Consider the following 15,990-nt stretch of genomic DNA (forward strand, 5'->3'; position numbering starts at 1 on the left):
TTTCCCTTACAAATCAAACGGTTACCCCGTCCCGGGCCACCAATCGCAGGCCGGCTCGTGCCATGCCTGGGGGTGATTTTGGGACATGGACTTCCGCAGTCTTCTGCGCCTCTCCGGCCAGGCCGGTTTGGGACCCGAAAGTCAGCTGGTCGGCGTACGGCTGGAGATGCTTCACCGAGAGATGCGCATAACGGCGCACCATCGATTCCGATTTCCATCCGCCCAGCTCCTGAAGCACCCAGGTGGGCACGTCATTCTGCCGGAGCCAGCTCGCCCAGGTATGCCGCAGATCGTGCCAACGAAAGTTGGTGATCTCGGCCCGCCGGAGCGCTTTGCGCCACGCCCGTGTGTTCGCCGAACGGAGCGGATTGCCCCGGAAGGTGAACACATGGCTTTCGTGCTTGCCCTGCTGCCGCATGAGGACGGCTGCCGCGAGATCGTTGAGCGGGACGCCCAGAGCCTCCCCGTTCTTCGTATCGCCATGCTCGATCGTCGCGATGCGCCGGGCGAGATTGACCCGGTCCCATGTCAGATCGAGCACATTGCCCTGGCGCAGGCCAGTCGCGAGCGCAAACACGACCACTTCACGCTGATGGGCCGGCAACTCCTTGAGCAGGGTTTCGGCCTGCTCTTCGGTGATCCAGCGAACGCGGACCTTTCCGCCGACGCTGTAGGTCTTGAACGCCGGCACGGCGTCGATCCATTCCCATTCGCGCATCGCCCTTCGAAAGATGGCGCGGATGAGCGCCACATAGAGATCCTTCGTGCGATCCGTGCCGTGGATATGGCGCGTCACCAGGCCATCGACGAGGCTCCGGTCGATCTGGTCGAGGGTCTTGCCCCGCAAATGACCAGTGAACCAACGGATCCGCTGCACATCGTCCCGGTAGGACTTCTTGTGCGCCTTCTCCTTGAGCCAGCGCAGCGCCGCTTCGTCCCATGAACGCTTCGGCTTCTGCTTCAGTCTCGCCAAGTCCCACAGCTGAGCCTTCAGCTTGTCGTGGTATTCCTTCGCTTTTTCCCGGTCGGCTGTGCCAGTAGTATGTTTAATTCGGCTTCCGTCCGGGCTTGTGATGTCGACATAGTAGGTTTCTGCACGTTTCCAGAGTGCCATAGGCTTACCTCCTTGGTTGAGGCACCTGGCTGCATTCGTGCGCGCACAGGATAGTGCTCACGAATCCACGCGACAAGATCGCTTTCGAGAAACCTCCAGAACCGACCAATCTTCGCTGCGGGGATCAGCCCGGCCTTCGCGTACGTCCGAATGGTATTGGGATGAACATCGAGCAGCGCCGCCGCCTCGTCGACGTCGAGCACACGCTGCGGGGGGCACGCATCTTCGAGTGCGTGTGAACCAGGTCCCGGCATCTCGATATTGGCGGCGGCCCGCACTGTCAGCCTTTCCTACGTTGCTTGCCGAACTCGCGATCACTCGCGATGAACCGCTCGATCATGGGTGGAATGAGACGCTCCGGGGGCAGAGCAGATTCCAGACCAGTCAACTTCGCGTGGACCCGGCTATAATCCTGAAGGTCGCGCATCAGCGCGCCCGGAAGCTCGAGCGTCAGTTTGACCGGCTTCTCTTCGGCGATCGGACCGAGGCGAAGCTTCGTCATAACGCCTCTCCCCGCCCCGGCTCCTCAAGGATCAGGTCGCGGATGACAATGACGCGAAAGGCGAAGCCGGGCCGAATGGTAAGCGTCGGCGGCACCGAAAGTTCGCGCTCGACCACGCGCCGCCCGGCCTCGTTCGTGCTGTCCTGCAGACCAGATCGCAGCGCGCGGACAAGATCATTTTCGCCACCTGCAGCGAGCTCGGTCCCGACGCCTAGGGTCAGGACCCATTGATTTGATGTGACGGCTGTGATTCAGGCTCGCGTTGAGGAGCCTGAAGGATGAGTGATTTGTATTGGCTGACGGACGAGCAGATGGCTCGGCTTCAGCCCTATTTTCCGAAGAGCCACGGCCGCAAGCGGGTTGATGACCGGCGGGTTTTGAGCGGCATCATCTTCGTCAACCGCAATGGGCTGAGGTGGCGGGATGCGCCGAGAGAGTATGGCCCGGCAAAGACGCTCTACAATCGCTGGAAGCGGTGGAGCGACAAGGGCATCTTTGTCCGCATGATGGAAGGCCTGGCGACACCTCAGGCTCCCGAGCGCAAGACGATCATGATCGACGCGACCTATCTCAAGGCTCACCGCACGGCGTCCAGCCTTGGGGTAAAAAAGGGGGTCCGGGACGCCTGATCGGCCGCACGAAGGGTGGTATGAACACCAAGCTTCATGCCGTAACCGATGCAAATGGCCGCCCGATCAGCTTCTTCATGACCGCCGGGCAGGTCAGCGATTACACGGGCGCGGCCGCTTTGCTCGACAGTTTGCCCAAAGCGCAATGGATGCTCGCCGACCGGGGCTATGACGCCGACTGGTTCCGCGACGCCTTGCAGGAAAAGGGCATCACCCCCTGCATCCCGGGCCGGAAAATACGGAACAAAACCGTCAAATACGACAAGCGCCGCTACAAACGCCGCAACCGCATCGAGATCATGTTCGGTCGCCTCAAAGACTGGCGGCGCGTCGCCACACGCTACGATCGGTGCCCGAAGGCCTTCTTCTCTGCCGTCGCCCTCGCCGCCACCATCATCTTCTGGCTCTGATCAATGAGTCCTGACCCTAATTTGCTCGACCTGGCCGGTTGCGGTCGGGCAGCTTTCGGGCGGAAGAATCAAAAAGCGGACATACTCGGCAGACCTCGGCTTCGCGACAGGAATGGACTATTGCGGACATGAGGGTCTGTGGCTCGTCCCGGCGTCACGCACGACAGCACGCCGAAACATTCAGTGCTTCTAATCGCGGGCGTAGCCGAACAGTCCCAGTTGGAGACAGTAACGGCGCACCGTCAAGCCCACGGTCGCTATTATGCGTCCAATCGGCGCAATTACACCTCGGCACCGATGCAACGCGTCGCGAGCGACCGTATTGAGGTAAGGAGAAAAATGGAGGCGTTGCCAACGATGCAGACGATATTGGTATGCGACGATGACGAGTTGTTGGTAGAACTCCTCACGCATCGGCTTGGAGCGCGCGGCTACCACGTCGTCGTAGCAGCAGACGGCGGCGCGGCCGTCAGGCAGGCATCGGAATGTGACCCGGATGCCATCGTACTCGACATGATGATGCCCGTACTCGACGGCCAACAGGTATTGCGACGATTGAAGGCGGATCCAGCCACAGCCGCCATTCCGGTCATCATGCTCACCGCCCGGCGCCAGGAACAGGACATCGTCGGCACGCTCGAGCTAGGCGCCGACGATTATCTGGTAAAGCCGTTTATTCCGGAAGAGTTGATGAGCCGTTTGGCCCGCCTTGTGACGGCGCGTCGATGACCCGAATCTATTTTTTCGCCTTGGCGCTTTGCTGCACCACCGCAGCGCAAGCGCAGGATGCGCGGTCCACTGACTATGACATGGCTGTCGAAGCCAGGCTTGCCGGGGACGCGGCCCGCGCCGCTGCCCTGCTCGAACCGTTGATCGCAGCCAATCCCCGCAACAGCGACGCACAGGTCCAATTGGGCCTCGCGCGCATGGCCTTGGGTGAGTTGGATGCGGCGGAGGCGGCATTCCGCGCCGCGCTAACCGTCGCGCCCGGCTATACCGACGCCCATGTCGGCCTCGCCCGGGTTGCTCAGCGGCGGGGTGACCGCGCCGCGGCGCTTCGCGCTCTGGACGCGGCGGGTGTGCAAAGTGCGGAGATAGCGGAGCTTCGTAACCAACTGGCCGACGCCTCTTCCGGTCCGCGCTGGCAAATCGATGTGGACGCCGCGTACAGCTGGCTTGACGGTCCCCAACCCGACTGGCGCGAGCTTGCCTTTCAGCTTCGCCGATCCGAGGGCCGAGCCGCAATCGGCGCACGGATTGAATATGCCCGCCGCTTCGCCCGCGCCGATGTCTATGGCGAAGCGCAGGTCGACTATCGCCTGTCAGAGGCAGCCCGGCTCTATGCGAGGCTGGGGGGCACGCCGAATGCCGATTTCCGTCCGGAATGGCAGCTCGGCCTTGGAGGATCGCTTCGCGTCAACGGCGGTCCCGACGCGACGATATTGACGCTGGATGGCCGGCAGGCCCGGTTCGCCGTAGGCGATGTCCAAAGCCTAACCCCCGGTATCGAACAATATCTCGGCGGGCGCGTCTGGCTTACGGGCCGATGGATCAACCTTTTCGACGAACGCGGAACGCATCGATCGGGGTTCCTCGTCCGCGGCGATGTTCAGGCCAGCGAACCGCTGCGCCTGTTCGCGGGCTACAGCGACGCTCCCGACACCGATGAGGGGGTGGTCGTCGATGTCCGGAGTCTGTTCGGCGGCGTCTCGCTCGACCTCGGCCGTGATTACGCGCTCCGGTTCGCGGTCGCGCACGATGATCGCGAGACGGGAGCGGATCGTACGCAGTTGACGGTGGGTTTCGGGCTGCGCTTCTGACGATGCTGCGGCTGATCTGGGATCTTTCATTACTCCTCGCCGGTGCGGCGCTCGCGGTGATGTCGTTACTTGTCCTGCTCCGCGCTTTGTCCACTCGGCGGAGAGACCGGCTGCTTGCAGCGCGGCGGCGGCTTGCGCCGCTCCTGCTCGCTACAGCAGACCCACCGCGCGAAGGCATAGAAGGCATGGCAGATTCTGTCGTGACGCAACTGACCCTCGACCTCATCCAGCTCGTCCGCGGCGCCGAGCGGATACAATTTATCGGGAAGGCGGCCGAACTCGGGGTGCCCGATCGGCTGAGGCGTCAACTGCGGTCGTTCTCGCGGCGGCGGCGCATGATCGCGGTCCAGGGCCTCGCCCTGTTCGACGATGACCTGTCCCGCGAAGCGCTGCTGGATACGCTCGGCGACCGCGACGACGAAATCCGGCTTGCGGCGGCCTTGGCTCTCGGACGCGGCGACAACCGCCCAGGGCTCGACGAGTTGGTCGCCCGCCTTGGGCTGCGGGACCATCGATCTTCGCTGCTGACGGTCACCCTGTTTCGTCATTATGCCAACGAAGCGCCCGACGAAGTACAAGCCCTGGTGCTCGACACCGACCTGCCGCTATCCGTCCGTCTTGCCGCGATCGAGGCTCAGGCTGTGTCCGGCGATTATCGCCTCGTCCCCGCTATCGTTGAGCTCGGCCTTCGCGCGCCGGACGATAGCGAGGAATTGCCCCGATACCTTCATGCGCTGGGGCGTATCGGCCATCCCGCCGCGCGCGACGCGGTGCTGGCGGGTCTCGCCAGCAATTCGATGCCCGCGCGCGTCGCCGCTGCAGGCGCGGCAGGCCGGATTGCGCTTCTTGAAAGCGCCGATCAGTTGGCGGGCCTGCTCGACGCGCCGGAATGGTGGGTACGTTTCCGCTCGGCAGAAGCATTGCTCCAGCTGGGCGACACCGGCATCGTCCGCCTGCGGGAAGCAGCGGCATCCGGCGGCGAACTAGCCCGCGAGGCGGCGGCAGCGATGCTGGCGGAACGGGGTCTTGCGCCGTGATCAGCGCTCCGGACTGGTTGTTTCGCGCTGCCGAGATCGTGACACTGTTCGTGATTGCGTGCGGACTGATCCAGATCCTATTCTACATCGTCCAGTTGCTCTTCGCCGCCCTCGCACTCCATCGCCGACCGGCCCACGCCTCGACCAGCGCGCTATGGGACCGCTTTGGCGATATCGCGCCCTCGATCGCCATCGTCGCCCCTGCCTATAATGAGGAAGTCACTATCATCGAGAGCGTCGAGGCGCTGCTCGCGCTCCATTATCCCGATTTTGAAGTCATCGTCGTCAACGATGGATCGAAGGATGCGACGCTCCAGACCCTGATCGACCATTATTCGATGCGGCCCGTCGCGCGCTATCACGATCGCGCGCTTGCGCATCAGCCGATCCGCGGCCTCTACGCCGCGCCCGATCGGCCGCGCCTGTTCCTCGTCGACAAGCAAAATGGCGGCAAGGCCGATGCGATGAATGCCGGCATCAACGTCGCCCGGACGCCGCTCGTATGCGTGATCGACGCTGATACGCTGCTCGAGCCTGACGCGCTGATGCGAGCCGTGCGCCCATTTATCGACGATCCGGCGCGCACGGTCGCCGTCGGGGGAACGATCCGCATCGCCAACGGCTGCCGCGTCGAAGGGGGACGCGTGGTCGAAGCGCGCCTGCCCCGCAACTTCTTCGCCCTGATGCAGGTTGTGGAATATCTGCGCGCCTTCCTGATGGCGCGGCTCGGACTGAGCGAGATGCAGACGCTTTTGATCATTTCCGGCGCATTCGGTCTCTTTCGCCGCAACAGCGTGATCGATGTCGGCGGCTTCAGCGCGGACACGGTGGGCGAGGATATGGAACTTGTGGTCAAGCTCCATCGCCGGATGCGCGACCTGAAGCGCCCGTACCGGATCGTTTATATTCCGGAGCCGGTCAGCTGGACCGAGGCGCCCGAGACGGCGGCCATACTCGGCAACCAGCGGGCGCGCTGGCAACGCGGATCGCTCGAAACCTTCCGGACACACAAGGACATGTTCCTCAATCCCCGCTACGGCCGGATCGGCGTGATCGGCTTCGGACAAGTGTGGATCGTCGATGTCATCGGACCGATCGTCGAGGTGGCGGGCTATCTGCTCGTGCCCCCGCTGTGGATGCTCGGGCTCATTTCGTTCGACTATCTGCTGGCGTTTCTTGCCGTCATTTTCACCTTCGGGGTCTTCATCAGCGTCGCGACGCTCATCCTTGAGGAAGTGCAACTGCGCCGCCTGCCGCGCGCGCGCGACCTGGTCATTCTCACCGCCGTCGCCGTGCTTGAAAATTTCGGCTACCGGCAGCTCAACAATTTCTGGCGGCTGCGTGGCTGGTGGCAGTTTCTGCGCAAGAAACAAGGCTGGGGCGACATGGTCCGCAAAGGCTTTCAGCGATCCTGACGCAATCGATTCAGACGATCGAGCAATTCCGCGGCGAGATGTTCGATTTCGCCACGTGAGGCCTGAGCATCGATCGCTTCCTCCACCGCGCGGGCCGCGTCGCCGATCGCGGTGTAGCCGAACATCCCGGCACGCCCTGCAAGACTATGGCACGGCGCTGCAAGTTCCACCCACGCTTGACGCGCAAGGCATGCTTCAATGGCATCGGCGATTTCGATCGCCTGTTCCACGAAACGCGCGCCGAGGGCGGCGAGGCGTTCATCCATTCCGTTCATCGAGCAAATCCCGCACCTGACCGGCCAGCGCCATCGGATCGAATGGTTTGGCGATCACCCCCGAGGCGCCGAGCGCGCGCAAATGGGCCACTTCCTGCGCCTGCGTCCGGGCGGTGATAAAAACGACAGGAATCCCGGCGGTCACGGGATCCTCTCTCAACAAGCCGAGCACGGTCGGTCCATCGAGTTCGGGCATCATCACATCGAGCAGAATGAGGGTGGGATTCCAGTCGCGCGCGGCGGCGATCCCCTCGCGGCCCGACCCACGGGTTTCGACCACGAAATCCGGATCGAGTTCCAGCGCCATCTGAGCGATTTCTCGAATGTCCGCTTCATCGTCGATGTAGAGGATCCGTATGCTCATCGACCTTTCTCCAGCTCACTTGCGCCTCCGATCCGTTCGAGCGTCTCGCGAACCAGAAGCTCGAGACTGGCCCTGGACTTTACCAGCACGAGGTCGATGCCTTCGACCGCCGCATCGACCTCTTGCGCGGTAAAGAGGATGATCGGGATGGCGCCCGATTGCTTGCGCAACGGGATGGCGAGATCGGTCCCGCAGCCGTCGAGCAACCCGACATCAAGGATTGCGCCGTCATAACGATGACGCCGCACGAGCCCGCGTGCTTGCGCCACACTGGGGGTCGAATGGACCTGGGCCCTGTCCTCGAACATGCTGGCGACGACGGTCAGCATGTCGGGATCGTCATCGACATGGAGGATGGTCGGCAGCGACGCATCGTGCGCGCTGGTCTGACCTTCCTCTTTCTTTGGCGCCGCGCCCGGGAGTCCAGCCGTCGGCAGATCAACGTGGAAGACCGTCCCCTTGCCCTCTTCACTTTCGAAGCTGACCGAACCGCCAAGCCGGACGACGATTTCGCGCACAATGCTGAGTCCCAGGCCCGTTCCGCCCTTTTGCCGCGAGTCAGAGGCGTCGGCCTGCGCAAACTTGCCGAAAATCCGGCTCCGGAAAGCCTCGGGAATACCGGCACCGCGGTCGATTATGCTGATGCGGCTGCGCCGGTCCAGCGCCGTCACCCGGACTTTCACTATTTCTCCGCGCGGCGAAAACTTGATCGCATTGGACAGAAGGTTGGACACCACCTGCATGAGCCGATCCTCGTCGGCGAGCACCGCCGTATCCGAAGCCAAGGGTTCGATGCGAATGGTCACGCCATACTCGCGCGCGAAGCCCGCCATCTGGTGCATCGCCTCGTCGAGGATCGGCGCGAGCGCCAGCGGCCGGATGTCGAACGGCATTCGCCCCGCCTCGATCTTCTCGATGTCGAGGATATCGTTGATCAGCCGTACCAGCCGCGCGGCATTGCTGTGCGCGATCTCGACGAGGCGGCCGACCTTCGGCGACACGTCGCCGGCCGCGCCGCCGCTGATCAGCCCGAGCGATCCGGCGATCGACGTCAGCGGGGTCCGCAGCTCGTGGCTTACGGTCGCCACGAATTCGCTTTTCATCTGCTCGACCTCCCGTCGCCCGCTGATGTCGCGGATCACCGCGAGAAACAATGTCGCATCCATGAGAGCAACCGGACTGACGGAAACTTCGAGCGGAAAGCTGGTTCCGTCGCTTCTGCGCCCGATGAATTCCTGAATTTGCCCGGGATTTGCTTTCCGGTTCGCGGAGAGGCGGCGAAGAAAGGTTTCGATCTGGCCACGGTCGGGCGCAATCTCGAACAGCGAGCCGATGTCGCGGCGCAGGAGCGACTCGTGTGTAACGCCGAACATGGCGGCCGCCGCAGGATTCAGGCTTTCGATGCTACCGCTCGGGTTGAGAACGATCATGCCGTCTTTTGCGCTGTCGAAAATCGCCTCCTGCCGGGCTGCAAGGTCCTGCGCGCGGCGATATGCCTTGTTTCGCGCCGCCTGGCTGCGCGCGATCAGAATCGCTGACAGCGCGAGCAGCAATATAAGCCCGACCAGCAAGACAAAGGTGCGCTGGCGAAGGGACTGGCGGGCGGCCTCTGCAATGGCGGTACGCTTCTCGAGCCGCGCGCGCTCGGTCTCTGAAATCCGCGCCACAAGTGCGCGAATTCGGTCCATTGAAGCCTTGCCTGCGCCGCCAGCGATCAAGCCTGCGGCTGCGGCGCGTCGTCCTTTTTCAACTTCGTCGATCGTCCGCGAAACGAAACGCCGCTTTTCGGCCGACTCCCGGCGAAGCTCGGCAACCAGTGCGGCTTGTCCCCGACCTGCCAGTTTCGCGAAGGAATCGAGGTTGGCGTCGATGCTTTCCTCGGCAGTGAGATAGGGCTGAAGAAACCCGGCATCACCGGTGATGACATACCCGCGCTGGCCGAGTTCGATATCGAGATGCCGGTTCAGGACTGCTTGCAACGCGGCTCTGGCATCATAGGAGTCCGAAACGTCCTGCCGCAGACGCGCATTCTCCTCAAAGCCCCGGTCGACATCGATTGCGAGGAAAAGGAGGATGAGGAGCGCTGCGACGCACGTGCCGGCAAGCAGACCGTTCGCGATAATGGCGCGATGCCAACCCGACATGGAAATCCGTTCTAAATCAAATTACCAGCTGCAATGCCGAATAGATACCATGGCCTTTCGCCGACTGCACCCCGTGATGATTCAAGACATATCGCCGGACGCCCCGATGGCAATTGGCCGGCTAGAGACGGTCCGCCTTTAGTTTGAAATCGGCAATAGCGGTCATCTCTGTCAGTCTGACCGGGCTTATCTACGAGGCGAAATCTACCGTAGAATGATCAACCTACTTCCGGTAGCTTAGCGCGATGGCCCTCCAGCTGAAGTTTTCGATTTTCAGCGTAAGCTATCGGATTGTAACAAAACCAAAGACGAGTTAGCATTCGTCTCGGGGAAACGACCGGTGCGAAATTTGGGCCCTATCGCCTCATCGATATCGTGCGATATTTCACATGCATCTTTCATAACTAGCTGGGGCTTTCCAATTGAGTTCAGCCAACGAAGTCCTCGGCCGATACCTGAACGAGATCGCGCGCATTCGCGGAACGGGTGCGGGTACTGGCGAAACCTCGTATTATGGCGCTCTACAAGGCGCGCTAAACGCCATAGGGGAACTAGCGCAACCCTCGATCTTCGCATTGCCGCAATTGTCGGGGGGGCCGGCCGGCTATCCTGACTTCGGTCTATTTGTCGAACATCGCTCTGCCCAGTCGGCTGCGTGGCCCGCCGGGGTAGCTCCCGAGCGAGGAGTGGTCGAGGCTGACGATGTGGATGCTGGTCTTGTCGTCAAACGCAGTTCAGCCCAAGTTACGAACTACCTCGCCGCTTATGGGCTGGTCCTGATAACCAACTATCGCGATTTCGAGTTGCTGGAGCGGGACCCCGATGGCGGCGCGCCGATAGTGGTTGAGCACTTTAGCTTCGATCTCTCGCCGGAGTTATTCTTCACCTGGGCTCGCGCGCCAAGACGCGAAACCGACACGGCGCTTGCCGTATCCTTCGCCGAATTTCTGTTGCGTGCACTTACTCGACGCGCGCCATTGGCAGAACCAGTCGATGTCGCGGCGCTGCTCGCATCTTACGCGCGCGAAGCGCTCGGCCGCGCTTCAGCGCCCGCGGCACTCCCGTCGCTGGCTCCCCTGCGTCAGGCTCTGGGAACATCGCTCGGCCTTCATTTCGCGGACGATGCGAAAGGCGAGCATTTCTTCCGCTCAACGCTGGTGCAGACGCTGTTCTACGGGCTGTTTTCGGCTTGGGCGACACACGCCCGCGGTTCGGCAGATCGATTCGATTGGCGAACCGCTGTGTGGACACTCAATGTGCCCGCGGTGCGTGCGCTATTCGAGCAGGTCGCGACCCCGGCGCGGCTCGGCGCGCTTAATATTGTCGAACTCTTGGGCTGGGCTTCCGAGGCACTCAATCGGGTCGATCGCACGGCGTTCTTCGCCCGCTTTGCTGAGGGCGAGGCGGTCCAGCATTTCTACGAACCTTTCCTAGCAGCCTACGACCCTTCGCTCCGCCGTTCACTAGGGGTCTGGTACACACCTAGCGAAGTCGTGCGCTACATGGTTGAGCGCGTCGACCGTGCGCTACGGGAAGAACTCGGCGTGGTCGATGGGCTTGCCGATCCAAACGTCTTTGTTTTGGATCCTTGTACTGGAACGGGTTCCTTCGTGCTTGAGGTGCTGCGCAAGATCGCCAGTACGCTGCGCGACAAGGGGGTCGGTGCCACACTCGGAGCCGAACTCAAGCAAGCCGCCCTGCGGCGAGTTGCTGGATTCGAAGTGCTGCCCGCGCCGTTTGTAATCGCGCATTGGCAGGTGGGCGAACTGCTGGCCGCGGAGGGTGCCCCCCTCGACACGGATGAAGAAGAGCGAGCAGCGATTTTCCTCACCAACGCGCTTACCGGATGGGAGGATTCGGCTGAAGCTCCCGCACTCCCATTTCCTGAGCTCGAGCGGGAGCGGGACCTAGCTGCCCAGATCAAGCGCAATGAACCAATACTAGTGGTGCTCGGCAATCCTCCGTATTCGGCGTTCGCTGGCACTACTACCGAGCAGGAAGGTGATCTTGTCGGGCCTTATAAGGAAGGTTTGCGCGAGCGCTGGCGTGTGCGCAAATTCAACCTCGACGAGCTCTACGTCCGCTTCTTCCGGGTCGCCGAACGAAAGATTGAAAATACCGGCCGTGGGGTTGTGTGCCTAATCTCGAACGCTTCCTATCTTGGATATCGGTCCTTCACAGTTATGCGCGAGCGGCTTGTCAACGCATTCGACACGATTACGATCGATGCTCTTAACGGCGATAGCCGCCAGACCGGCAAGCTCACTCCTGAAGGCCGCCCCGACCCGTCGATCTTCTCAACGCCGTTTAATCCCGAGGGCATTAGAGTTGGCACCGCAATTGCAACTCTAGGGTCAGGACCCATTGATTTGATGTGACGGCTGTGATTCAGGCTCGCGTTGAGGAGCCTGAAGGATGAGTGATTTGTATTGGCTGACGGACGAGCAGATGGCTCGGCTTCAGCCCTATTTTCCGAAGAGCCACGGCCGCAAGCGGGTTGATGACCGGCGGGTTTTGAGCGGCATCATCTTCGTCAACCGCAATGGGCTGAGGTGGCGGGATGCGCCGAGAGAGTATGGCCCGGCAAAGACGCTCTACAATCGCTGGAAGCGGTGGAGCGACAAGGGCATCTTTGTCCGCATGATGGAAGGCCTGGCGACACCTCAGGCTCCCGAGCGCAAGACGATCATGATCGACGCGACCTATCTCAAGGCTCACCGCACGGCGTCCAGCCTTGGGGTAAAAAAGGGGGTCCGGGACGCCTGATCGGCCGCACGAAGGGTGGTATGAACACCAAGCTTCATGCCGTAACCGATGCAAATGGCCGCCCGATCAGCTTCTTCATGACCGCCGGGCAGGTCAGCGATTACACGGGCGCGGCCGCTTTGCTCGACAGTTTGCCCAAAGCGCAATGGATGCTCGCCGACCGGGGCTATGACGCCGACTGGTTCCGCGACGCCTTGCAGGAAAAGGGCATCACCCCCTGCATCCCGGGCCGGAAAATACGGAACAAAACCGTCAAATACGACAAGCGCCGCTACAAACGCCGCAACCGCATCGAGATCATGTTCGGTCGCCTCAAAGACTGGCGGCGCGTCGCCACACGCTACGATCGGTGCCCGAAGGCCTTCTTCTCTGCCGTCGCCCTCGCCGCCACCATCATCTTCTGGCTCTGATCAATGAGTCCTGACCCTAGGGCTATCACGGTGTGAACTACCCTTTTTGATCTGCAGGGCACCCTCGCGCACTTCGCAGATGAAAGGCGGCCCGATAGGTGAATCTTCCGGAGCGACGACGCCCTCCGCCTTGCCTGTCCCGAATTGGATCGCGCAAAATCGTCAATCCAATTGACGTTCAAGTGCAAATGTCTATTTCTTCGTTCTATCTTCGGCGAATCGGGCGACCCAGAGGCGCCGAGGGCGAGCATGACAATGCCGGAAAGGCCGCGTTCCACTGACGCGGCCTTTTTTGCGTTCGAAGGGTGCTTAGGCCGGCGGTTCGACCCGCCCATTTTGTCGAACCGGACCGGTGTTCCGTCGCTTCAGCGTGCAGCCCGCCAGACCATCGGAACAAAGCGGTGACTGCGGCGTCTGGATTTTATGGCCCGACGCAGTGCTCCCGACCGTGCCAAAAGCGCCGCCGGAAACCCACCTGCCTTCCGGCCCGTTCAGCTCGCGCGGCTCGTGGATGTCGCCCCTGCAGGAAGCGGCTGGCTCCACGAGATGAAATATGACGGATATCGCCTCCTTGTCGCGGTCGGCGGCGGCGAGGCGCGCGCGTATACGCGATCGGGGCTCGACTGGTCCGGCCGCTTCGCGCCGCTGCTTACCGCTGTAGCGGCGCTCGATGTCGAAAGCGCGCTGATCGATGGCGAGGCGGTCGTTCTCGACGCCGATGGGCGTTCCAATTTCCAGGCGTTGCAGAATGCGCTCAGGAACGATGCAGGAAAGATCGCCTATTATGCTTTTGACCTGCTCGAGCTCGATGGCGAGGATCTTACGGACCGGCCGCTTACCGAGCGCAAGGCGCGCCTCGAAACGATTGTGCCCGGAAGGGGCCGTATCCGTTATTCGGACCATATCGAGGGCAGTGGCGAACGGCTTTTCGCACGTTTTTGCAAGGCTGGGCTCGAAGGCGTAATCTCGAAACGCGCCGACAGCCGCTATGTCGGCGCGCGCTCCGGGAGCTGGCTTAAAATCAAGTGCATCCGACGCCAGGAGTTTGTGATCGTCGGTTGGACGCCCTCGGACAAGGCGCGGGGCTTTCGTTCGCTGATGCTAGGAGCCCACGAGAGAGGCAGGCTACGCTATGCGGGCAAGGTCGGGACAGGATTCGACGCGGCCGAGCTGCGCCGTCTCGAGGCGTTGATGAAACCGCTCGCGCGCAGAAGTCCGACGGTACAAGCGCCGCCCGCAGAAGTACGCGATGCGCGCTGGATCGAACCCAGGCTTGTTGCCGAAATCGCCTATGCCGAACGCACACGCAAGGGAACGCTGCGCCATCCGAGCTATCTCGGCCTGCGCGAAGACAAGAAAGTGCAATCGATCGAGTTCGAAACCGAGGAGGACGTCACCATGGCAAGCGAACCGGCGGCGGTACCGATCAGCAGCCGCGACCGCGTCATCTTTCCCGAGGCAGGCGTCACCAAGGGCGACCTCGCGGACTATTACGCCGCGATGGCGCCGGTGATGCTCCCCTGGGCGGGCTCGCGCCCGATCAGCCTCGTGCGCTGTCCGCAGGGCCGTGCCAAAAAATGCTTCTTCCAGAAGCATGACACGGGAAGCTTCGGCGAAGCGGTCAAGCATGTCGCGATCGAGGAGAAGGACGGCGAGACCGAGCCCTATATCTATATCGACACGCCCGAAGGGCTGCTTAGCTGCGTCCAGATGGGAACGATCGAATTTCACGGCTGGGGCGCGCGCATCGAGGATATCGAAAAGCCCGACCGTCTCGTCTTCGATCTCGATCCCGACACCGGGCTCGACTTCGCGGCTGTGCGCGCTGCCGCCTTTCGCTTCCGCGCGATTCTGACGTCGCTCGGCCTGCAAAGCTTTCCGATGCTGACCGGCGGCAAGGGGGTGCACGTGATCGCGCCGCTCGTGCCGCGCGCCGATTGGGACGAGGTCAAGGATTTTGCCCGCCGCCTTGCGCTCGCTGCCGCGCAGGCCGACCCCGACAAATTTACCGCTGCGTTGCCCAAGGCGAAGCGCAAGGGAAAAATTTTCATCGACTATCTGCGCAACCAGCGCGGCGCGACCGCGGTCATGCCCTATTCGGCGCGCGCCCGCGAAGGCGCACCCGTCGCCGCGCCCCTCACATGGAAAGAAATGGCGACGATCGACAAACCCTCGCATTTTCACGTCACCGACACTGCGATCTTGCTCAAGCGCGCGCGCTCGAAGGCGCTCGCCGGTTGGGGACGCGCCGAGCAGGATCTGCCCGACCTGTGAAGATCGCCACTTATAATGTGAACGGGATCAACGGCCGCCTTCCCATTCTCCTAAGATGGCTGGAGCTGGCGAAGCCCGATATTGTCGTGCTCCAGGAATTGAAGGCACCGCACGCGAAATTTCCCGCGCAGGCGATCGAAGATGCCGGCTATGAAGCGATCTGGCGCGGCCAACCCCGCTGGAACGGCGTTGCCATACTGAGCCGCGGCGGCGCCATCCACGAAACGCGGCGCCACCTGCCGGGCGACGCGGCGGACGATCAGAGCCGCTATATCGAGGCGGCCATCGACGGTATCCTCGTCGCCGGCCTCTATCTGCCCAATGGCAATCCGCGCCCCGGGCCCAAGTTCGACTATAAGCTGCGCTGGTTCGATCGCCTTGAGGCACATCTCGCGACGCTCATCGAACTCGACGCACCCGTTGTCGTCGCGGGCGATTTCAACGTGATGCCGACCGACATCGACGTTTATGCGCCCGAACGCTGGCGGGGGGACGCGCTTTTCGCGCCCGAGGTTCGCGCCGCCTATCAGCGCCTCCTTGACCAGGGCTGGACCGACGCCATACGTTATCTTCATCCGGGGGAGACGATCTACAGCTTCTGGCATTATTGGCGCCGTTCCTTCGAGCGCGATGCGGGTCTGAGGATCGACCACCTTCTCCTCAACCGCCCTGCGGCAAAGCTGCTGGCCGCGGCTGATGTGGATCGGCGGCCGCGCGAATGGGAAAAGACGAGCGATCATGCGCCTGCGTGGGCCGAGCTTCGCGCGCGCCGCGCCAAGGGAACGTCGCGCGGCGCCGCGCATTGAGGGGACAGCCCACAAGGAGAGCAA

The 15,990-nt window shown here is 62.3% G+C and carries 15 protein-coding genes and 1 pseudogene; 9 read left to right on the plus strand and 7 right to left on the minus strand.

Features of this window, described 5'->3' with window-relative positions:
• Positions 1-13: 13 nt before the first annotated feature.
• The 4 genes and pseudogenes from AOA14_RS18515 to AOA14_RS19450 all read right to left on the minus strand — a co-directional run bounded on the left by AOA14_RS18515 (position 14) and on the right by AOA14_RS19450 (position 1,867).
• Positions 14-1,114 (minus strand): site-specific integrase, encoded by a 1,101-nt coding sequence (locus AOA14_RS18515; protein WP_062902861.1) that lies wholly within the window; start codon positions 1,112-1,114, stop codon positions 14-16.
• A gap of 113 nt (positions 1,115-1,227) precedes the next feature.
• Positions 1,228-1,368 (minus strand): annotated as a pseudogene (locus AOA14_RS20410) (helix-turn-helix domain-containing protein); the annotation flags it as partial.
• A gap of 26 nt (positions 1,369-1,394) precedes the next feature.
• Entirely contained in the window at positions 1,395-1,616 is a 222-nt protein-coding gene (locus AOA14_RS18525; RefSeq protein WP_062902863.1) for a DUF2274 domain-containing protein, read from the minus strand.
• Positions 1,613-1,867, minus strand: coding sequence for a TrbI/VirB10 family protein (locus AOA14_RS19450; protein ID WP_082820000.1), 255 nt, complete (start codon positions 1,865-1,867; stop codon positions 1,613-1,615). The genes AOA14_RS18525 and AOA14_RS19450 overlap by 4 nt, the downstream gene beginning before the upstream one ends.
• A 27-nt stretch (positions 1,868-1,894) precedes the next feature.
• Here AOA14_RS19450 and AOA14_RS19455 point away from each other — a divergent pair.
• From AOA14_RS19455 to AOA14_RS18555, 5 genes are all read left to right on the plus strand, one after another.
• Positions 1,895-2,655, plus strand: a protein-coding gene (locus tag AOA14_RS19455; RefSeq protein ID WP_202988329.1) for an IS5 family transposase whose coding sequence is annotated in 2 segments (ribosomal slippage) — positions 1,895-2,219 and positions 2,219-2,655 — 762 coding nt in all. Because the reading frame shifts where the segments join, the coding sequence is not laid out codon by codon here.
• Positions 2,656-3,012: 357 nt separating this feature from the next.
• The gene (locus AOA14_RS18540) at positions 3,013-3,384 is read left to right on the plus strand and encodes a response regulator transcription factor (protein WP_137869742.1); all 372 of its coding nucleotides are present in this window, start codon (positions 3,013-3,015) and stop codon (positions 3,382-3,384) included.
• Entirely contained in the window at positions 3,381-4,475 is a 1,095-nt protein-coding gene (locus AOA14_RS18545; protein ID WP_062902866.1) for a YaiO family outer membrane beta-barrel protein, read from the plus strand. Before AOA14_RS18540 ends, AOA14_RS18545 begins: the two co-directional genes overlap by 4 nt.
• Before the next feature lie 2 nt (positions 4,476-4,477).
• Positions 4,478-5,512: a HEAT repeat domain-containing protein gene (locus AOA14_RS19970; RefSeq protein WP_202988330.1), complete on the plus strand. Its 1,035-nt coding sequence runs from the start codon at positions 4,478-4,480 to the stop codon at positions 5,510-5,512.
• Positions 5,509-6,927, plus strand: coding sequence for a glycosyltransferase family 2 protein (locus AOA14_RS18555; protein ID WP_062902868.1), 1,419 nt, complete (start codon positions 5,509-5,511; stop codon positions 6,925-6,927). The genes AOA14_RS19970 and AOA14_RS18555 overlap by 4 nt, the downstream gene beginning before the upstream one ends.
• Here AOA14_RS18555 and AOA14_RS18560 read toward each other — a convergent pair.
• The 3 genes from AOA14_RS18560 to AOA14_RS18570 are packed head-to-tail and all read right to left on the minus strand — an operon-like array spanning position 6,915 to position 9,710.
• Positions 6,915-7,193 carry an Hpt domain-containing protein gene (locus tag AOA14_RS18560; RefSeq protein WP_062902869.1) on the minus strand — a complete coding sequence of 93 codons (279 nt, stop codon included), beginning with the start codon at positions 7,191-7,193 and terminating at the stop codon, positions 6,915-6,917. The genes AOA14_RS18555 and AOA14_RS18560 overlap by 13 nt on opposite strands.
• Positions 7,186-7,509, minus strand: a complete 324-nt coding sequence (locus AOA14_RS18565; protein WP_238929692.1) for a response regulator — start codon at positions 7,507-7,509, stop codon at positions 7,186-7,188. Before AOA14_RS18565 ends, AOA14_RS18560 begins: the two co-directional genes overlap by 8 nt.
• A gap of 53 nt (positions 7,510-7,562) precedes the next feature.
• A complete protein-coding gene (locus AOA14_RS18570; protein WP_062902871.1) occupies positions 7,563-9,710 on the minus strand; it encodes an ATP-binding protein in 2,148 nt (715 codons plus the stop codon).
• Between the two features lie 422 nt (positions 9,711-10,132).
• Between AOA14_RS18570 and AOA14_RS18575 the strand changes: the two genes are divergently transcribed.
• The 4 genes from AOA14_RS18575 to xth all read left to right on the plus strand — a co-directional run bounded on the left by AOA14_RS18575 (position 10,133) and on the right by xth (position 15,966).
• Positions 10,133-12,088, plus strand: coding sequence for an N-6 DNA methylase (locus AOA14_RS18575; RefSeq protein WP_062902872.1), 1,956 nt, complete (start codon positions 10,133-10,135; stop codon positions 12,086-12,088).
• A gap of 37 nt (positions 12,089-12,125) precedes the next feature.
• Positions 12,126-12,886 (plus strand): IS5 family transposase gene (locus AOA14_RS19465; protein WP_202988329.1). Its coding sequence is split into 2 segments (ribosomal slippage): positions 12,126-12,450 and positions 12,450-12,886, totalling 762 coding nucleotides; the frame shifts between segments, so codons are not numbered across the junction.
• Between the two features lie 423 nt (positions 12,887-13,309).
• Positions 13,310-15,160 (plus strand): DNA ligase D, encoded by a 1,851-nt coding sequence (gene ligD / locus AOA14_RS18590; protein WP_062902873.1) that lies wholly within the window; start codon positions 13,310-13,312, stop codon positions 15,158-15,160.
• Complete coding sequence (gene xth / locus AOA14_RS18595; protein ID WP_062902874.1) at positions 15,157-15,966, plus strand: exodeoxyribonuclease III; 810 nt, start codon at positions 15,157-15,159, stop codon at positions 15,964-15,966. The genes ligD and xth overlap by 4 nt, the downstream gene beginning before the upstream one ends.
• Positions 15,967-15,990: the final 24 nt, after the last annotated feature.

The sequence above is a fragment of the Sphingopyxis terrae subsp. terrae NBRC 15098 genome (genome assembly GCF_001610975.1).
Taxonomy (GTDB): Bacteria; Pseudomonadota; Alphaproteobacteria; order Sphingomonadales; family Sphingomonadaceae; genus Sphingopyxis; species Sphingopyxis terrae_A.

Coding starts and splice junctions, on each gene's coding strand:
- ligD (WP_062902873.1), top strand. CDS start 13,310: ATGGCCCGACGCAGTGCTCCCGACCGTGCCAAAAGCGCCGCCGGAAAC.
- AOA14_RS18515 (WP_062902861.1), bottom strand. CDS start 1,114: ATGGCACTCTGGAAACGTGCAGAAACCTACTATGTCGACATCACAAGC.
- AOA14_RS18570 (WP_062902871.1), bottom strand. CDS start 9,710: ATGTCGGGTTGGCATCGCGCCATTATCGCGAACGGTCTGCTTGCCGGC.
- AOA14_RS18540 (WP_137869742.1), top strand. CDS start 3,013: ATGCAGACGATATTGGTATGCGACGATGACGAGTTGTTGGTAGAACTC.
- AOA14_RS19970 (WP_202988330.1), top strand. CDS start 4,478: ATGCTGCGGCTGATCTGGGATCTTTCATTACTCCTCGCCGGTGCGGCG.
- AOA14_RS18560 (WP_062902869.1), bottom strand. CDS start 7,193: ATGGATGAACGCCTCGCCGCCCTCGGCGCGCGTTTCGTGGAACAGGCG.
- AOA14_RS18525 (WP_062902863.1), bottom strand. CDS start 1,616: ATGACGAAGCTTCGCCTCGGTCCGATCGCCGAAGAGAAGCCGGTCAAA.
- AOA14_RS18565 (WP_238929692.1), bottom strand. CDS start 7,509: ATGGCGCTGGAACTCGATCCGGATTTCGTGGTCGAAACCCGTGGGTCG.
- AOA14_RS18545 (WP_062902866.1), top strand. CDS start 3,381: ATGACCCGAATCTATTTTTTCGCCTTGGCGCTTTGCTGCACCACCGCA.